Origin of the sequence: Rhodanobacter panaciterrae (assembly GCF_014651895.1) — a bacterium.
GTDB classification, from domain to species: Bacteria; Pseudomonadota; Gammaproteobacteria; order Xanthomonadales; family Rhodanobacteraceae; genus Rhodanobacter; species Rhodanobacter panaciterrae.
Window position 1 is genome coordinate 1 of the sequence record NZ_BMXT01000002.1, and the last position, 16,613, is coordinate 16,613.

At 65.3% G+C, this 16,613-nt stretch carries 17 protein-coding genes; 4 read left to right on the forward strand and 13 right to left on the reverse strand.

What is annotated here, in order from left to right; all coding sequences use genetic code 11:
* Positions 1–39: 39 nt before the first annotated feature.
* The 3 genes from IE071_RS09495 to IE071_RS09505 form a co-directional block, all read right to left on the reverse strand.
* Positions 40–456, reverse strand: a complete 417-nt coding sequence (locus tag IE071_RS09495) for a hypothetical protein (RefSeq protein ID WP_189440975.1) — start codon at positions 454–456, stop codon at positions 40–42.
* Positions 457–533: 77 nt separating this feature from the next.
* Entirely contained in the window at positions 534–1,106 is a 573-nt protein-coding gene (locus tag IE071_RS09500; RefSeq protein ID WP_189440976.1) for a hypothetical protein, read from the reverse strand.
* Between the two features lie 91 nt (positions 1,107–1,197).
* Positions 1,198–1,527 carry a hypothetical protein gene (locus tag IE071_RS09505; protein WP_189440977.1) on the reverse strand — a complete coding sequence of 110 codons (330 nt, stop codon included), beginning with the start codon at positions 1,525–1,527 and terminating at the stop codon, positions 1,198–1,200.
* A gap of 172 nt (positions 1,528–1,699) precedes the next feature.
* Between IE071_RS09505 and IE071_RS09510 the strand changes: the two genes are divergently transcribed.
* The gene (locus IE071_RS09510; RefSeq protein WP_189440978.1) at positions 1,700–2,698 is read left to right on the forward strand and encodes an integron integrase; all 999 of its coding nucleotides are present in this window, start codon (positions 1,700–1,702) and stop codon (positions 2,696–2,698) included.
* Between the two features lie 20 nt (positions 2,699–2,718).
* Here IE071_RS09510 and IE071_RS09515 read toward each other — a convergent pair whose 3' ends face one another.
* Positions 2,719–4,647, reverse strand: a complete 1,929-nt coding sequence (locus IE071_RS09515) for a hypothetical protein (RefSeq protein ID WP_229792842.1) — start codon at positions 4,645–4,647, stop codon at positions 2,719–2,721.
* Between the two features lie 101 nt (positions 4,648–4,748).
* Positions 4,749–5,318 carry a hypothetical protein gene (locus IE071_RS09520; RefSeq protein ID WP_229792843.1) on the reverse strand — a complete coding sequence of 190 codons (570 nt, stop codon included), beginning with the start codon at positions 5,316–5,318 and terminating at the stop codon, positions 4,749–4,751.
* On the opposite strand from IE071_RS09520, the gene IE071_RS15850 reads away from it, so the two are divergent.
* From IE071_RS15850 to IE071_RS09530, 3 genes are all read left to right on the forward strand, one after another.
* A complete protein-coding gene (locus IE071_RS15850; protein WP_229792844.1) occupies positions 5,317–5,652 on the forward strand; it encodes a hypothetical protein in 336 nt (111 codons plus the stop codon). The genes IE071_RS09520 and IE071_RS15850 overlap by 2 nt on opposite strands.
* A 399-nt stretch (positions 5,653–6,051) precedes the next feature.
* Positions 6,052–8,091, forward strand: a complete 2,040-nt coding sequence (fusA, locus tag IE071_RS09525) for an elongation factor G (RefSeq protein WP_189440980.1) — start codon at positions 6,052–6,054, stop codon at positions 8,089–8,091.
* 76 nt (positions 8,092–8,167) lie between these two features.
* Positions 8,168–8,722 carry a DUF6438 domain-containing protein gene (locus tag IE071_RS09530; RefSeq protein ID WP_189440981.1) on the forward strand — a complete coding sequence of 185 codons (555 nt, stop codon included), beginning with the start codon at positions 8,168–8,170 and terminating at the stop codon, positions 8,720–8,722.
* 135 nt (positions 8,723–8,857) lie between these two features.
* On the opposite strand, the gene IE071_RS09535 is transcribed toward IE071_RS09530, so the two are convergent.
* The 8 genes from IE071_RS09535 to IE071_RS09570 all read right to left on the reverse strand — a co-directional run bounded on the left by IE071_RS09535 (position 8,858) and on the right by IE071_RS09570 (position 16,532).
* Positions 8,858–10,165 carry a DUF58 domain-containing protein gene (locus IE071_RS09535; RefSeq protein ID WP_189441760.1) on the reverse strand — a complete coding sequence of 436 codons (1,308 nt, stop codon included), beginning with the start codon at positions 10,163–10,165 and terminating at the stop codon, positions 8,858–8,860.
* Positions 10,165–11,172, reverse strand: a complete 1,008-nt coding sequence (locus IE071_RS09540) for an AAA family ATPase (protein ID WP_189440982.1) — start codon at positions 11,170–11,172, stop codon at positions 10,165–10,167. Before IE071_RS09540 ends, IE071_RS09535 begins: the two co-directional genes overlap by 1 nt.
* Complete coding sequence (locus IE071_RS09545) at positions 11,169–12,290, reverse strand: DUF4350 domain-containing protein (protein ID WP_189440983.1); 1,122 nt, start codon at positions 12,288–12,290, stop codon at positions 11,169–11,171. The genes IE071_RS09540 and IE071_RS09545 overlap by 4 nt, the downstream gene beginning before the upstream one ends.
* Positions 12,287–13,810 (reverse strand): DUF4129 domain-containing protein, encoded by a 1,524-nt coding sequence (locus IE071_RS09550; protein ID WP_189440984.1) that lies wholly within the window; start codon positions 13,808–13,810, stop codon positions 12,287–12,289. The genes IE071_RS09545 and IE071_RS09550 overlap by 4 nt, the downstream gene beginning before the upstream one ends.
* Positions 13,800–14,777 carry a stage II sporulation protein M gene (locus IE071_RS09555; RefSeq protein ID WP_189440985.1) on the reverse strand — a complete coding sequence of 326 codons (978 nt, stop codon included), beginning with the start codon at positions 14,775–14,777 and terminating at the stop codon, positions 13,800–13,802. Before IE071_RS09555 ends, IE071_RS09550 begins: the two co-directional genes overlap by 11 nt.
* Positions 14,774–15,454, reverse strand: coding sequence for an RDD family protein (locus IE071_RS09560; RefSeq protein WP_189440986.1), 681 nt, complete (start codon positions 15,452–15,454; stop codon positions 14,774–14,776). The genes IE071_RS09555 and IE071_RS09560 overlap by 4 nt, the downstream gene beginning before the upstream one ends.
* Positions 15,454–15,972 carry an RDD family protein gene (locus tag IE071_RS09565; RefSeq protein WP_189440987.1) on the reverse strand — a complete coding sequence of 173 codons (519 nt, stop codon included), beginning with the start codon at positions 15,970–15,972 and terminating at the stop codon, positions 15,454–15,456. Before IE071_RS09565 ends, IE071_RS09560 begins: the two co-directional genes overlap by 1 nt.
* Before the next feature lie 86 nt (positions 15,973–16,058).
* Positions 16,059–16,532: an SET domain-containing protein gene (locus tag IE071_RS09570; RefSeq protein ID WP_189440988.1), complete on the reverse strand. Its 474-nt coding sequence runs from the start codon at positions 16,530–16,532 to the stop codon at positions 16,059–16,061.
* Positions 16,533–16,613 lie beyond the last annotated feature (81 nt).

A 16,613-nucleotide genomic window follows, 5' to 3' on the forward strand; every position in this document is an offset into this window, starting at 1 on the left:
GATTCATTCATCCGGCATCTATCGACCAAGCATTCTCGGCTAGTTGCATGAGGAGTCCATACACGAATAGTTAGGCCACGCCACGCCGCTAGGAGACGATGTTGAGCAACGCATAAGAAAGCGGCGCAGACGCAAACCCAATGAAAAACGAGCGTACAGATTAGATGGCCTAGGCACAAAGGCTAGTGCTATGCCGCCCAAAAGAATCGCTGCGTAGGCAAAAAATGACATGACCCACATGGCATAGAACGCAAAAATATTCCCCTTGTCGGGGTTAAGCAGAAACGCTACCACTACGGCTCCGTAGAGGAGCAATAACGGTGTCACCGCTCCTAAAACAACAATGACAAACTTACGAAGGCGTGGCGCGCGCAACATGACCACGATTGCAGTTGTAGGAACGCTGAGTTCGAACAATAGCGCGCCCCAAAGCATTTCGGTTTCCGAGACGGGCATGGCTGTTCCTTGGCCTAACGCCGGAATTAAGCGGCGGCGCAGCCGTCCGCTTGAATGATTTGTTGGGCGAACAGCGCTCAACCCTTGTCGTATACACGAATGTCCTTGCTCCAAGAAGCTGACGAGCTATCACTCTCGAAAACCTCTACACGTACATTGCCAGCGCGCGCAAAAATAAGTTGCAGTTCAGCTCGACCTGATTCCGCGTTGAAATGCTGCACCGGCGAAGAAGTATTGTCCTGATACTTGCTCATTACCCAGTTGGTGACACCGACCACGTTGTAATGCCAGGCGCCCGAGGTGTCGCTGAGGTACGCGTGTGGCGGGCCATGCAGCACCACGTGAAGAGTCTCATTGTCGGGAATGTCCGCTCGCAATGATAATTCTTGCCCTACGAACGCATCGTGCGTCGTTGCCGCCAACAAATTTGGCCCGTGACGGCCATTCGCTACGTACTGAAACGTGCGAGGCGCAGACGCTTTTGTGCTTTGTTGGTCTGGGCTGCCGGCTCTTGCTTTTAGCAACTCGATTCTCTCGCGATAAAAGAGGTTGGCAGCGCCCCAGCCTGCGCCAAATGCGAGTACTACGAACGTGGCGAAACCCCAAGGGTTTGCAGTTACCCAACCCCAATTCTGCTGTAGCAAGTCCATCCTTCCCCCTCAGCTACAAGATTTGACGCCCAACGCTGGAATTGAGCGGCGGCGTAGCCGTCCGCCTCGAATGACTGGTTAGCATGCAACCTTAGTCCCCGGACTTGAGATTGGCTACTGACAGAACCTTGAAGACCTTGAGCACATGCTTGGAAGCGCCGAGATTGCAGTAATGACCTTTGGGGCTGAGGCTGCCCTGGACGACAACCTCTGCGGTACCGGACTGAGCAGATCGAAGTTGCGCTTTAGCCATCTCGGCGCTGTTGACGCACCAAGCCTCATTGGAGCCTGCTGGTGTGAACGAGGAACTTTCAAAGTTGTAGAAATAGTTGCCCTTGAAGATCTTCGCCGGCGACTGCGTGGCACAACCGGCAAAGAGCAGACTTGCAGAAAGCAGCAACCCGATCGCGAGATTCTTCATTTGCACGCTAACGCTAAGTAGACCCCAGAAATGGAGTGTTGCACGGAGTATGCAGACATCGGTCAATGCCACACAAGGGACAACTTCCTACAAGAGTTCAAGCCTTTGCACCGCTGCGCGACTCTGCGCAAGCGGGCAAGCTGCTGGCGTTATCTGATGATTTTGAGGGTGTATGAGTTACGCAGGTGAAAGTGCGGGTGTAACGGGGACGAAAACGCCGCGGTTGCTGGATCAAGTGCGTGCGCGTTTGCGGTTGAGGCACTACAGCTTGCGAACGGAGCAGGCGTATATCGGCTGGATTCGGCGCTTCATTCTGGCGAATGACAAGCGGCATCCGCGTGACATGGGTGCGGCCGAGGTCGAGGGTTTTCTCAGCACGCTGGCGACCCAGGGACAAGTTGCCGCCGGCACCCAGAACCAAGCGCTTTCGGCGCTGCTGTTTCTGTATCGGGAAGTCCTGTCGATCGAGTTGCCGTGGATGGAAACGATCGTGCGCGCCAAGCGCTCGCAGCGGGTGCCTGTGGTGCTTTCGCGTGATGAGGTGAGTCGACTACTGGCGTTGATGGACGGTTGCTTCGCGCTGATGGCGTCGCTGTTGTATGGATCAGGCATGCGCTTGATGGAGTGCGTGCGCCTGCGCGTCAAGGATGTGGATTTCGAACTCAACCAGATCTGCGTCCGGAACGGCAAGGGCGGCAAGGATCGGCACGTGCCGCTGCCGCAGCGGCTACGCGAGTTGCTGCGCGCACAACTGGAGCGGGTCAAGCTGATCCATCAGCAGGATCTGGACGCGGGCCACGGCTCGGTGTGGCTGCCGGATGCGCTCGCGCGCAAGTATCCGTCAGCGCCGCGCGAGCCTGGTTGGCAATATGTATTTCCCTCGAGCCAGCTTTCGCGCGACCCACGCGGCGGCGCGTGGCGACGTCATCACGTGGATGAAAGCGGTCTGCAGCGTGCGGTGCGTGCGGCACGCATCAAAGCGCATATCGTCAAGCCGGCCACCTGCCACACCTTGCGCCATTCGTTCGCCACACACCTGCTCGAAGCAGGCCAGGACATTCGCACCATCCAGGAACTGCTCGGCCACAAGGACGTGGCGACCACGCAGATCTACACGCATGTGCTCAACCGCGGTGGCCACGGCGTGCTGAGTCCGCTGGATCGCGGCTGAGCGCTGCGGTTACGAACGCCTCAATGGAACTGGTCGCTGGCCGGCACCCACGAACTGGATGGTGACGCGGGCGTGCTGGACGGCTTGACCGGCAGCACGATGCCTTCGCAACCGGGCGGCGGCGGGCCGCCGGCGACGCGGGCGGCGGCGCATTCGGCGCCGTTGTCGAACTTGATCATCGGCGTCGGAGCGGCGCTGCTGGCCGCCGGCGCAGGCGATGCCACCGGATTGGCGGGAGCGAGGTGCAGGCGATCGTAGACTTTCGCATCGAGTGGCTTGGCCGGCGGATCGGGATTCTTGCAGCCGAGCAGCGACATCGGCAGCAGCGGCATCACCGCGCATTCGACGCGCACGCCACGCGGCAGATGGAAGGTGTGCTTGACCGTGGTTTTTTCCACGGCATGACGCAGCGCGGTGTCGATCGAACTCTCGCCCTCGGGAGTCCAGTCCTGATTGAAGCGGGTCGCTTGATAGCCGATGTTCGGCGTGCCGTGACTCATGATCGCGGTATCGCCGCGCGGCTTCAGCTGCACGTACTCGCCAAGCTCGCCGTGCTTCTCGCCCTGATCGGCACCGGGTTGATTGCCGCCGGGCTGACCGCTGCCCTGCTGTTTGCCGGTGCTGCCCTTGTCGCTGCCCTGCCCGGTTTTCGGCGATGCGGCGGTGTTTTTGCCGGTGTCTGCTTCCGGTGCGGCGACCACGCCATTGGGTTCACCCGGCGTGGCGGTGTCGCTGCCTTGCGGCGTGGCATCGGGGGCGCGGCTGACGTCGCGCCCGTTGTCGCGGTCGGCCGGGCTCGGGCTGACCTCGTGTGCGGCAGGCTGTTCGGTGGTTGTGGGCGACGGCGACTGTGCCGGCTTGCTCGCGGTGGTGGTCGCTGGTGTGGCCGCGGCCGCGATCGCGGCTGGCGCGTTCAACTGCGGTCGCTCGATGGACGGCTGGATCGCTGGCGTATGTGCGGTGTCCGCCACCTCGATCTTCACGCTCGGTGCCTGCGCTTCGGTGCGTGCCGGTGGCGCGGGCGTCAGCGGCACCGCTTCGAGTTCGGCTTCGGCCACTTCGATCGCCGGCGCCTGCACCTGCGGTTTCTCATTCGGCACGGTCGGCGTCGGCGCACTCATTGACGTCTGCAGATTCACGCTCGGTGATGGCTGGGCCGGCAACGGAACCGGCTGCAACTCGGGCACCGGTGGTGCCGCGGCCATCTCCGCGTGAGCCGGTACCACGCTGACCGGCGCCGCAGTTTTCGGCACCTCGGCATTCAACGCGATGCTGCTCACGCTGATCGGTGGCAGTGATTGCGGCGGCACTTCCGGCATGGCCAGCGAAGCCGGTGGCTGCAACGGCTGATTGCCTTCCAGTTGCGGCTTGCGCACCGATTCGGGCTGGAACTTCGGTGGCACTGGCGGCTGCAAGGTCGGCGTCGGCAGCACCACCGGCGGTGGTTCGCCGGCCAGCGGGATCGGCTGCAGCGCAGGTGTCGGTGCCGGCTTCGGCAGACTCACTGGCGGCGGTGGCGCGGCTACCGGTTTCGGGGCCGGTGCATGCGACTTGGCGACCTTGGCAAGCACCGGCGTCGCGGCAGCCGGCGCCGGTGCTGCCGCCACCGCAGCCTGCGTATACGCGCTGCGCTCGCTGCTCGACGCGGCCTGGCTGCTGCGACCTTGATGCCGCGGCCCGCGTTCTTTCGGCGGGGTGCCGCGCACCGGTGGTGGCGGTGGCGGCTCGGGCGGTTCGATCAGGCGTACCTGCAAGAACTGCAGCTTCGACTCCGGCGGTGGCGTCAGCTCGTAAGCCGGCCCCAGCACGAAGCTCAACAGAAACACGATATGCACCAGCAGTGCACCGATCGCGGCGAGTGCGTGCAGGCCACGCTCGCGTGGACGCTGGCGGGTACGCTGATGGTAGACCCGCGCCCGGCTGGCCGCCGCCAGTGGCGAGTTCAGCATGATCCGCGCGGGGTTGGCGGAACGGCCAGCAGCAGGTTGGTCCGGGGGTGGCAAGGGCATGCGGCCAGTGTAACGGGCGCGGCCGCCGTTCCGCATGACACTCAGTGGGCCGCGGCGGCACTCTTGGCACGTTCGCGCAGCTCGGTGTCGACCGCACGATTCGGCGTATCGACCGGGCAACCCCACTCCAGTGGTTTGCCGGCGCGATACATCGCGATGCAGGACTCGACGCTGGGCGGCTTCGGCGCGTGCGCCTCGCCATCCAGCGACGTCGCCGGCGCCATGCTGAGACGCTCGTCACCGTCCTTGGCCGAAGGCGGTGCTGGCGGATTGATGCAATTCGGGGTCGGAATGCCCAGCAGCGTCATGCACTTCAGATGCACACCACCGGGCAGATTCACGTCTGTCTTGTTTATCACCTTGTCGACCACATGCCGAACCGCCGCGCCGCCGAGAGTTTCATCCGGCGGCGGAAAGTACTGCTCGAAGCGCGTCGCCTTGTACTTGATCGGGTCGCTGTGCTGCATGACCCGCGCATCGCCTTGCGGCAGGTTCTGCACATAGCCGGGCGCGGGTGCGCTGGCGACCGCTGCCGGCAGCAGCGGCTGGCCCTGCTCGTCATACAGTCGCGCCGTGGCGGCCGGCTTGGGCGTTGGCAGCTGGATGGTCATGGCGTCCTTCGCGACCGGCTCAGGCGGTCTCGGCCGCACCACGGGTTTCGGTGGCGGCGGCAGCGCCTGCGCGGGTGGCAGCGCGGTCACCGCCGTGGGTGAGCGGGCGATGAAACGTATCTGCAGTACCTCCTCGGCTTGCGGCGCCACCAATGCGATCGGCCGCGGCCGCATGCCGTACCAGATCACCACGACGAACAGCGTATGCAGCAACACCGCCACCACCAGCGCCAGCCAGTGCTGCCGACGCTCGTGTCGCGGCTCGCGCCAGCGCCGCTGTCGCAGCCGCGCCTGGGTCGAGCCGTCCAGCGGCGTCAGTCCGCCATCCGGCTGATCCTGACCTGACTGGTTCGGGCTCGGCCATGACTGGCGCTGATGTGCGACCTGCGACGGACGGACGATAACGGTGCCTCACGGGATGCGGATGGCGATGGGCAGGATGCCGGATGGCGCTTGAACCCCGGCGCACCGGCCAGCGGATGCATGCGTGGGTGGCACGCGCACTACAGACCACCGCAACACGCCGCCGGTTCCCCGCACTGCAGCTTGACCGCATCGGCGGTTCGCTCAAGTCTAGGCGGGTGGCGCCACGCGCCACTCCGCCATGACCGCCTTCGCCCCGCACTTGTGAAGGACGACCATGACGGCCCGCCATCGTCAGCCGCCAACGCGCGGCCTCATGCGGCGCCGTTCATGCCACGAGGCCACGCCCTGCTTTGAGGAGGGTCGCATCGTGTCGTACACCACGGAAAATATCCGCAACATCGCGTTCGCCGGTCACGCCGGCGTGGGCAAGACCACGCTGTTCGAAGCGCTGCTGCAGGCCGGTGGCGCGATCCAGGCGCCAGGCACGGTCGAGCGCGGCAACACCGTATCGGACACCGACAGCCAGGAAAAGGCACGTGTGCACTCGATCGACACCTGCATCGCCCATCTCGATCGCGGCGACTGTCACCTCAACCTGATCGATACTGCCGGCTATGCCGATTTCCGCGGCGCCACGCTGGCCGCGCTGGCCGCGGTGGAAACCGTGGCGATCGTGGTCAATGCGATCAACGGCATCGAGTACGGCACCCGCCGCATGATGATGCACGCGAAGCAGCGCGGACTGGCACGCGTATTGGTGATCAACAAGATCGACTTCGACGGCGCCAACCTGGCCGCCGTGGTGGACGCGCTGCGCGAGGAGTTCGGCAACGAATGCCTGCCGGTGAACCTGCCGACCGGGCGCGGCAGCCGCGTGCTGGACTGCTTCTTCCACAGCGAAGGCGCTACCGATTTTTCCTCGCTGGCCGAGGCGCATCAGCGCATTCTCGACCAGGTTGTCGAGATCAACGAAACCGTGATGGGCCAGTACCTCGACGCCGGCGAAGGCGCGCTGACCCCGCAGCAATTGCACGATGCGTTCGAGCAGTGCCTGCGCGAAGGTCACCTGGTGCCGATCTGCTTCGTCAGTGCGCGCACCGGCGCCGGCATCAACGAATTGCTGGATGTCGCCACGCGGCTGCTGCCGAATCCGGCCGAGGGCAATCCGCCGCCGTTCACGCGCGGCGATGGCACGCCGCTGGCAGTCAGCGCCGACCCGGCCAGTCATGTGATCGCCGACGTGTTCAAGATCGTCAACGATCCGTTCGTGGGCAAACTCGGCGTGTTCCGCGTGTGGCAGGGCACCATCCGTCGCGACAGCCAGCTGCTGGTCGACGATGGCCGCAAGCCGTTCAAGGTCGGCCACCTGTTCCGGCTGCAGGGCAAGTCGCATGTGGAGATCGAAGTGGCGATCCCCGGCGATATCGCCGCGGTGGCGAAGATCGAGGAGATCCACTTCGATGCGGTGCTGCACGACTCGCACGACGAGGATCAGATCACGCTGGCGCCGTTGACGTTTCCGTCGCCGATGTTCGGCCTCGCATTGGAGCCGAAGCACAAAGGGCAGGAGCAGAAACTTTCCAATGCGCTGGGGCGGCTGGCCGAGGAGGATCCATGCTTTCGCGTCGAGCACCACAAGGAGCTCAACGAGACCGTGGTGCGTGGGCTGTCCGACCTGCATCTGAAGGTGATGCTGGAGCGCATGCGCGAACGCTACGGCGTCGAGGTGGCAACCCATCCGCCGCGGATCGCCTATCGCGAAACCATCGCCGGCCACGCCGAGGGCCATCACAAGCACAAGAAGCAGACCGGCGGCGCCGGCCAATTCGGCGAGGTGTTCCTGCGGGTGGAACCGCTGGAGCGTGGCACCGGTTTCGAGTTCGTCGACGCGGTGAAGGGCGGCGTGATTCCCGGCCAATTCCTGCCTGCGATCGAGAAAGGCGTGCGCCAGGCGATGGAACACGGCGCCGTCGCCGGCTACCCGTTGCAGGATCTGCGGGTGACCGTCTACGACGGCAAATACCATCCGGTCGATTCGAAGGAAGTCGCCTTCATCAGCGCCGGCAAGAAGGCGTTTCTCGATGCGATCGTCAAGGCGCGACCGATCGTGCTGGAACCGATCGTCAACGTCGAGGTGGCGATACCCGAGCACAACGTCGGCGACGTCACCGGCGGTCTCGCCGGCAAGCGCGCGCGCATCATGGGCACCGATAGCCAGCGCGGCGGCGAGCTGGTGATCAAGGCGCAGGCCCCGCTGGCCGAACTGGTCGACTACCCGACCGAACTGAAGTCGATGACCGGCGGTCGCGGCCGTTACAGCCTCGACCTCAGCCACTACGAAGCGGTGCCGTCGAACGTGCAGAAGCAGCTCAGCGAAGCATGGAAGCCGCACGTGGAAGAGGATTGACGGGTGACCGCCGCGCTCACGCGGATCCGGCATCGTGCCATGCTGGGTCCACCTGCCGACCGCCACGGAGAAACCCATGCATCCGGCCCGCACCCTCTTTGTTCGCAGCCTGCTCACCTGCAGCGCATTCCTGCTCGGCGCATGCGTGATGCGGGCCGATGCGACGTCTGAGCAGCCCATGCATGCGGCCAGCGTCACTCTGCAACGCAGCACCTGCCTCGGCAATTGCCCCAGCTATACGGTGACAGTTACCGCCGACGGCCAGATCAACTTCGTCGGCCACGCCCACGTGCAGGCCGGCGTCGCCAGCGGTCTCGCCACACCGGCCCAGCTGGCAAACATTTTTGCTGCCGTGAAGCAGGCCGGACTGCGTTCCATGCGCGACAGCTACGTAGGAAGCGACGACGGCTGCGAGATGGTGATGAGCGATCAACCCGGCGTGAAGATCACCGTCGTCGATGCCGTGGGCAGCAAGACGGTGGACTTCTACAACGGCTGCACCGGTGCCGTCGCCGATGCCGTTCGACCGAGGATCGAACAGCTCGCCAGGAGCATCGATCAGCAGCTGGATACCGCGAGGTGGATCGGCAAGCCGATGGCGCCGGGCAAGGTTGAGAAGGCAGATCGCTGAGGCAATGCGGTTCTGACGAGAGCACTGAGAAAACCTCACAACTTGTCGACCCTTCACATCTCGTCATTCCGGCCTACGCCGGAATGACGAGTGAGGAGAGGTCGCCGCCACGTGCGGCGTACAACGAGCAGCGAGCTACAGCCGACTGCTCCGCTTCACACTCAGATAGCGCTCGATCAACGCACCCGACAACTCGCTGCAACTGACATCGAGCGTGTTGACGCCTTCGCGCCGCAAACCTTCATGCACGCGCTCGCGCTCGGCCAGGTAGTGCATCGCCGCTGCGCTTCGAATGCTGGTTTCCAGCTCGTCGCCCGGTTCGTTCGCGGCGCGATCCAGCGCCAGTTCGCGCAGGCTGACCAGCATCACCAGATGGCGCTTGGCCAGCATCGACACTGCCATGCGCAGCTCCGCATCGTCTTCGTCGCGCACGTTGGTGATCAGCACCACCAGCGCGCGGCGCTGCTGGTGTGCCTGCAGTGCGCTGGCGGCGGCGAGATAGTCGGTGGCCAGCGGCATCGCCTGCAGGTCGTAGCCGGCGCCAAGCAGCATGTCCATGCCGCCACTGCCCTGTTGCGGTGGCAGCCAGCGTTGCTGCTGGCCGGTGCAGGCCAGCATGCCGACCGCGTCGCCCTGGCGCAGGGCGATGCTGGCCAGCGCCAGCGACGCGTTCAGCACGTGATCGAAATGCGCCAGCTGATCGTCCTGCGCCAGCATGCGCCGGCCGCAATCGAGCATCAGCACCACCTGCTGGTTGCGCTCGTCGCGGTACTCGCGCGAGATCAGCCGGTGGCTGCGCGCGGTGGCCTTCCAGTCGATCTTGCGCAGGCTGTCGCCCACGCGGTAATCGCGCAGCTCCTGGAATTCAGTGCCTTCGCCGCGCCGCCGCTGCAAGCGCGCACCGACACTACGCGAAGCCAGTTCCACGCTGAGTCCGGCCAGTTCGGCCAGCGACGCGAAATTCGGATACACCCGCACCGTCGACGGAACACCGACGACACGACGCGACGTCCAGCAGTGCCACGGTGAACGCAATTGCAGATGGCAACCGTCGAAGCGGAACTGGCCGCGCGCATCCGGCGTCACTGCATAGTCGAGCAGTACGTCGCTGCCGGGCGGCAACGAAACTTTGCGTGGCATGCCGCGCACCGCCCAGCCACCCGGATGCAGGTCGTGCAGCCGCAGCTGTTGCGAACGTGGCGCGGACGCGCGCAGCCGCAGACCGACGCGCGCCTCCGGCCCCAGCGGCATCACCGGCGATACGTCGCGCTGCACGTCGGGCGAAGGTATCCGGCGCAGACGCCAGCCGTCGACCAGCGCCAGCGATGCGATCACGCCACCGCAGGCCACCCATGCCGTCAACGGCAGCCACGCCAGACTGGCCAGCACACCGAGCACGGTCCAGCCGGACAACAACCACAACAGTGGCGGTGCGGGTCGCATCATTGGCGCGGCGCTGGCACCTTGTGCAGCAGCGCGGTGAGTACGTCGTCGGGGCGCTGGCGTTCGATCAGCGCTTCCGGCGCCAGCACCAGTCGATGCCGCAGGGCCGGCAGCGCCACTGCGCGCACGTCGTCAGGGGTGACGAAATCACGGCCATCGAGCACTGCCTGCGCGCGCGCCAGACGCGCCAGCGCCAAGCCACCGCGCGGACCGGCGCCACCAATCACACCCGGCCATTCGCGTGTGGTGCGCACGATGCGCACGGCGTAGTCGGTTACCGTGGCATCCATGCGGATCGCCGCGACGCCCTGCTGCAAGGCCAGCAGTTCGGCTTGCCCCATCACCGGTTGCACGCGCGAGACGTCGAGATCGGCGGCGACCTTGCCATTGACCACGCTGGCGACCATGCGGCTCTCGTCCTCCGCGCTGGGGTAGCCAATCACCACCTTGATCAGGAAACGGTCCAACTGTGCTTCGGGCAATGGATAGGTGCCTTCCTGCTCGATCGGATTCTGCGTGGCCACCACCATGAACGGCGCCGGCAGCGCGAAGCGGCGCCCTTCGATGGTGACCTGCCCTTCCTGCATCGATTCGAGCAATGCGGCCTGCGTCTTCGCTGGCGCGCGGTTGATCTCGTCGGCCAGCAGCAGGTTGGCGAACACCGGACCGCGACGGATCTGGAAACGCTCGGTCTTCGGATCGTAGATCGCGTGACCGGTGACATCCGCCGGCATCAGGTCGGGAGTGAACTGGATGCGTCCGAAGCTGCAGCCGACCGATGCGGCCAGTGCGCGCACCAGCAAGGTCTTGCCCAGTCCGGGCACGCCTTCGATCAACACATGGCCAGCGGCGAGCAAGGCCAGCAAGACCTGATCGAACACGACGGCCTGACCGATGAAGGCATGCGCAACCTGCTCGCGCAGCGCGCGTGCATGGGCGCCGAGTTCGGCAATCGAAAGTGGCGCCAGCGGCGTGACCGGTGCGGCGGCGAGTGTCTCGGTGGTCATGGGCGGCTCCTGAGTCGCGCCAGAGTGATGATGCATGCACGAAACGCCTGCGCGTTCGCGGGTGACTGGAAGGCCTGGGCGATCTGCGCGGCATCGAGTTCGCTGCGCTCGGCCAGGCGTGTGTAGAGCGCATCGCCGTTGAGCATCGCGCAAGCGGGATCGCGCCGACGCAGGCGCACCAAGACGGTCTGACAAGCCAGGCTGTGCAGACTGCGGCCACCGTCGCGTCGATACAGAAATTCACCGGCGGCCTGCACGTGTTCGAGCAGTGCACGTCGATGCATCGCCGGCGCCGGTATCAGCGGACCCAGTCGCGCGCTGCGCATCGCCATCCAGCCAGCCAGCACGAGCGTCAGCGCCAGCAGTGCCGGCCAGCCATCGCGCAACAGCATTTTCAGGAACGAGATGCCGTCCAGCGCGTACACCAGATAGACCTGGCCGCGGCCCATGTTGGGTGCCAGCAGACGCCAGCCGAACTGCTGCGCGGCGGTGCGCTTCAGCGCGTTGCGCGAGAGCGCATTCATGTTGACCAGCAGGCTGACCGCGCCCTTGCCCATTCGGGTGCGGGCAAACAGATAGCCGTCCTGCGCATCGCCGATCGCCGCATCGACGGCAGCCGCTGGCACGAGGCGAAAGCGCCGACCGCACGATTCGATCTCGTTGGCATCTTTGTCCGCGGCGGTGTCCATAACGTGGATCACGCTGCAGGCATATTCCGCCGGCTTCGGATCGAGCAATTGCAGCGCTTCGAACAACGGCGTGTGTACGGCCGTTTGCACCAACCCCGGCGACAGCAGCAGATGACCGCCGCTGTGTACCCACGTCGCGATCCGCGTGGCGTCTTCCACATCGATTCGCGCCACATCGTCACCCAGCACCAGCGTGTCACCGGGACGCAGCGGCATCTGCTGCCGATCCAGTGTGGTCAGCGCAATCACCGGCACATCCAGGCGTTGCAGGATCAGCTCCAGCGCGAAGAAGCGGTTGTAGCGCGCCTCACCCTTGGCGGCCACCGTTTCGGTGACGTCCTTGTGTTCGAACATGGCGAAGAAGCCGCCGACCAGAAGCAGCAGCGCGCCCAGCACCAGCAGAGCCACGTAGTACGGTTTGCGGTTCATGCCGACGCTCCCGCTTCCACCGGCCAGCCGCTCAGCAACTGCTCGATCCCGGCGTCGTCCGGATAACGCCCCGCATAGGCGGCGAACTGCCAGGTGCGCACGATCGCGATGACGCGCTGCGCACGCGCCGGATCGTCGATCGCGGCGGCCTGACGCAGCCAGTCCGCCTCAGTCGCATCCACCGACGGCGGCAGCTTCAGCAAGCGCGCCGTCTGTTCCACGCAGCCGCGATACAGCAGCGCCAACGCCTCGCGCTGATGCTGCGCCTGCCACAACGCGCGGGCGGCACCGGCCAGATCCGCCGGCAGCGGCGCATCCACGACGACACTTGCGCGCATGCTCTGTGACAGCGCCGACGTTGGCTCGGCTGGCATCGGCATCAGCCGTCCGCGCCAGCGCCAGGCGAAGCGCAGCAGCGCGGCGATCGCCACGATCAGCAGCAGCCACATGAGCGCCTTGAAGATGATCGCCAGCGCATTGCCGAAGGCCGGGAACGGTATCGGCTGCGCATTCGGCGTGGGCTTCGGCGTGTACTTGAATACCCACTCGTGCGTCGTGTGCTCGCCGCCGAAGCGCGGGTCGCGGTAAGTTTCTGTCGCTGCCGTGGCAAAGCGCTGGTCGCCGCTGTCCGCCGGCTGCTGGAACACTTGCTGCAGCGATGTCGCCACGGGCTTCGGCGACGCCTGCGCCGGTGTCGCCGCATGGCTTGATAACGGCCACACGCACGCACACACCAGCAGCACGCCAAGCACCTTGCCGAGTGCCTGCAGCCGCGTGCGCATGCGGCGGAAGGCCAGGTCGATATCCCACGCTTCCAGCTGGGTGCGCCGGTTGAGATACAACGCGAACCCGCAGGCCACATACAGCGGCTCGATCGCGCTCATCGCCAGATACGCCACGGCCGCGGCCAGCAACATCCAGGTCGTCGAGGCATCGCGCACGTCATGGCGGAAAAAATCGCCGAACGAATCCGCGCGCCACTCGTGCGGTATCAGCATCGCGCCCAGCAGCCATGCACTGAGGAACAGCACCAGCTCGAACTGCAGGCAGCCGTAGGTCAGCAGGCTGGTGTCCGCCACGATGCGCCGACGCAGCACTTTCCAGCGCGCCGAGCGCAGCTTGCGCGGCGCGCCTTCCAGCAACTCCATCGGCAGACGCAACGCGCGATTGCTGTCGATGCGCAACCAGCTGAGTGCGGCCAGAGTGCTGCGCCAGCTCCACTGACGCTGACCGCGCAGGGTTTCGCACCAGCTCGGCGGCCGATCGAACACGGCACGCGACAGCACGTACAGCGGCAGCCGGTCGAACAGCGGCTTCAGCCACCACATCAATACCAGACCCAGCCATGGCAGGCCCAGCAGCACGCCCAGCGCATTGCACAGCACGAACACCGGCAGGGTGAACGCGAACCATGCCGACCACACCGCCACCGCATTCGCGCGCAGCATCGCGGCGCCCAGATCCAGTGCCTCGCGTGGTGCGCGCGGTCGTAGCACCACGCTGATTCGTTCAAGCTCCATGCGTGCCCGCCCTGCCGCCGCGCCACAGCCAGCCCAGCACCAGCAGCCACAGCAAGGCGCCACTGCCGAACTTCAGTACATCCGGCAACGCCGCGATCGACGACCAGTACGCCTCGACGAAGGCCGCCGCCAGCAACATCGCGAACGCACCCAGCGCGAGTTGCGCGCCGACCCAGCCGGCAGCGACCAGCGCCGGGCCACGCCGTTGCCGGCCCGGCGCCAGCAGGGTCAGGCCGAGCTGCAAACCGGCGCCGCCGGCGATCACCAGTGCGCTCAATTCGAACGCCGAATGGGCCACCACGAAACGCCAGAATGGACCGCCATAACCGATCGCGTTGAGATGCCCGGCCACGCCACCGACCTCCACGCCGTTCGCACCCAGCACATAGACCGCACCGACGCCGAAGAACAGGCCCGAGGCAAACGTGCGGAACGCGATGCTGACGTTGTTCATCACGTAGTAGCCGAACATCTGCATGTCGGTGCCGCTGTTGCGGCCGATGTGCTTGTTCGCCGGGTCGTACATCTTCTCGAAATCGGCCAGCTGGGCGCTGCTGAACACGGTATGCGCCAGCTCGGGCCGCAGCTGCATCAGCACCAGGGTGATCAGCGCCGGCACGTAGAACAGCACCGCCGCCGCGAGCATGCAGCGCCACTGCGCGCGCACCAGACGCGGAAATCCGGCGATCAGGAAACTCGCCACCCGATGCCAGCGTGGCGCTGGCGGCCGATACAGCACGCGATGGCCTTGCTGCACGATGCGCTGCAGCCGATCGGTCACTTCATGGCTGTAACCGCGCCCGCGCGCCAGCGCCAGGTGGTGGCAGAGACGCCGGTACGACAGCGGAAAATCCAGCGCCTGTTCCTGCCGCATGGTCCGCTTCGGCTGCCGTTCGAGCGCGCTCAGCCACGACTGCAGGATGTCCCACTCGCGACTGTGCAACGCCACGAAACGTTCCTGCTTCATGGTCGCCCCAACAGCCAGTTGGCGTGTCCGATCAGCTGCCGCACTGCCGCGGTATCGTTGCGCCCGGTGAGCGGCGTGAGCAGGTTGGCCAGCTCTTCCTGTCGCTGCGGGGTGAGCTGGGCCGAACGTTCGGCGAACTCCACCAGCGCGGCCTGCTCATCGGCCGCCAGCACCACCGGCAGCGGCACCGCCGCAAACGTCGGTACCTGCTGGCCCGCCGGCAACTCGACGGCGTGGATCACCATGGTGCCGGCGACGATGTCGCCGAGCCGGCGCGCATAGGGATCGATCAGCGTGCTGACCAGACCCACGCCATACACGCCCGGCAACACGTCCACCGCGCGCAGCAGATTGCGCACCACGGACGGCAGCCAGGTCACCGGCGTGCCGTCCGCGTTGACCACACGCAAACCCAGCGCGCGCTTGCCTAGCGTCTGCCCGCCCAGCCAGACCTCGCACACCACCGAGTACACCCACGTCAGTGCGAACAGCAGCAACATGGCCAGTCCGTTGCCGCCCATGCCGAACAACGACAGCGGAATCATCGCCATGATGAACACGCCCATGCGCAGCAGCATGTCGACCATCCACGCCTGCGCACGCGGCAACGCCCCCGCCGCACGCAGGCGCAGGGCGATGCCTTCGGGCGTCTCGATCTCGCGAACGGTGTCGAGCATCAAACGTCGACGACGATCGTGTCGGCGAGCAGGTCGTGCACGCAGCGGCGCTCCTTGCCGAAGATCAGCAGCACATCAGCCAGAGTGCATAGTTTGCCCACGACCGGAATCATGCCGATCAGAGTGATCGGCACCACTCGCAGGAAGATGTAGCGGCCCAACCCGACGCGGTTGCCGTCGGTGCGCACGATCGCGATGTCCAGCGCACGCTTGCCGATGGTCTGGCCGCTGCGATGAATCATGATGCAGTTGACGACGAAGATGCCGATCAACAGGATCAGACCCAGCAGCACCACGCCCACCATCGGCGCGGCGGGCTTCAGTCCCCGCCTGACATCAAGCGCCATGGTGACGCCCCAGATGATCGGGAGTAGCCAGATCAGGTTGACCAGGCCATCCAGCAGCGCCGCGCCAAGGCGTTTGCCACGCCCGGCCTTGCGGTTTTCCAGGTCATACGCATCCCACGCGGCCACATCATCGACCACCGCCGCTGGTGCGGCATACGGATTCGATTCCATCGCTTCCTTCCCCTTGTCGCTTGTCCTCGTTGCCCTCCCCCATGTCGGGCAACGTTGCGAGTATAGAAGCGAATTTTGACCGCTGACTACCGCTTGGGCTTGAGCAAGGTGCCGGTGCACTTCGGCGAACCGCACAGGCAAACCCACAGCTTCTTCAGCCGCGCGGTATGCGGCACATCGAGCACGATACCGTAGTCGTAGGTGAGCTCCTCACCCGGCTTGATCGCGCGGATCGTCTCGATCAGCACCCTGTCCTTGCGCGGATCGCCGCTGGCGCTCTCCTCGACCACGGCACGGCAGTTCGGCGCGCAGCTGTGGTTGATCCAGCGCGCGCTGTTGCCGTGCTGGTTCGCGTCGATGATGTAGTCGTCGTTGAGCGTGAACAGGAACGTGTGACCGGTCTCGCCGCCGTCGCCATACAGCTCGTCGGCCTCGGCATGCGTCATCAGCTTGCCCTTGTACTGGATGATCTCCTCGCCTTTGGCAATGGCGCTGACGGCGAAGACTCCGTTGCCGTGGATCGGCGAACGGCGGGCGATGATGCGACGTGCTGAGGTCATGGGCGAATCTGCTGGCTCGGGGAAACGGAGCCGCGATGATGCCCGTTGCGGAGCGTCATGGGAATTTCCGCCAATTTTGCT

Bases quoted from the DNA above. Each gene is read 5' to 3' on its own strand.
- IE071_RS09495 (WP_189440975.1), bottom strand. From the start codon at position 456: ATGCCCGTCTCGGAAACCGAAATGCTTTGGGGCGCGCTATTGTTCGAA.
- IE071_RS09500 (WP_189440976.1), bottom strand. From the start codon at position 1,106: ATGGACTTGCTACAGCAGAATTGGGGTTGGGTAACTGCAAACCCTTGG.
- IE071_RS09505 (WP_189440977.1), bottom strand. From the start codon at position 1,527: ATGAAGAATCTCGCGATCGGGTTGCTGCTTTCTGCAAGTCTGCTCTTT.
- IE071_RS09510 (WP_189440978.1), top strand. From the start codon at position 1,700: ATGAGTTACGCAGGTGAAAGTGCGGGTGTAACGGGGACGAAAACGCCG.
- IE071_RS09515 (WP_229792842.1), bottom strand. From the start codon at position 4,647: ATGCTGAACTCGCCACTGGCGGCGGCCAGCCGGGCGCGGGTCTACCAT.
- IE071_RS15850 (WP_229792844.1), top strand. From the start codon at position 5,317: ATGGCGTCCTTCGCGACCGGCTCAGGCGGTCTCGGCCGCACCACGGGT.
- IE071_RS09520 (WP_229792843.1), bottom strand. From the start codon at position 5,318: ATGACCATCCAGCTGCCAACGCCCAAGCCGGCCGCCACGGCGCGACTG.
- IE071_RS09530 (WP_189440981.1), top strand. From the start codon at position 8,168: ATGCATCCGGCCCGCACCCTCTTTGTTCGCAGCCTGCTCACCTGCAGC.
- IE071_RS09535 (WP_189441760.1), bottom strand. From the start codon at position 10,165: ATGCGACCCGCACCGCCACTGTTGTGGTTGTTGTCCGGCTGGACCGTG.
- IE071_RS09540 (WP_189440982.1), bottom strand. From the start codon at position 11,172: ATGACCACCGAGACACTCGCCGCCGCACCGGTCACGCCGCTGGCGCCA.
- IE071_RS09545 (WP_189440983.1), bottom strand. From the start codon at position 12,290: ATGAACCGCAAACCGTACTACGTGGCTCTGCTGGTGCTGGGCGCGCTG.
- IE071_RS09550 (WP_189440984.1), bottom strand. From the start codon at position 13,810: ATGGAGCTTGAACGAATCAGCGTGGTGCTACGACCGCGCGCACCACGC.
- IE071_RS09555 (WP_189440985.1), bottom strand. From the start codon at position 14,777: ATGAAGCAGGAACGTTTCGTGGCGTTGCACAGTCGCGAGTGGGACATC.
- IE071_RS09560 (WP_189440986.1), bottom strand. From the start codon at position 15,454: ATGCTCGACACCGTTCGCGAGATCGAGACGCCCGAAGGCATCGCCCTG.
- IE071_RS09565 (WP_189440987.1), bottom strand. From the start codon at position 15,972: ATGGAATCGAATCCGTATGCCGCACCAGCGGCGGTGGTCGATGATGTG.
- IE071_RS09570 (WP_189440988.1), bottom strand. From the start codon at position 16,532: ATGACCTCAGCACGTCGCATCATCGCCCGCCGTTCGCCGATCCACGGC.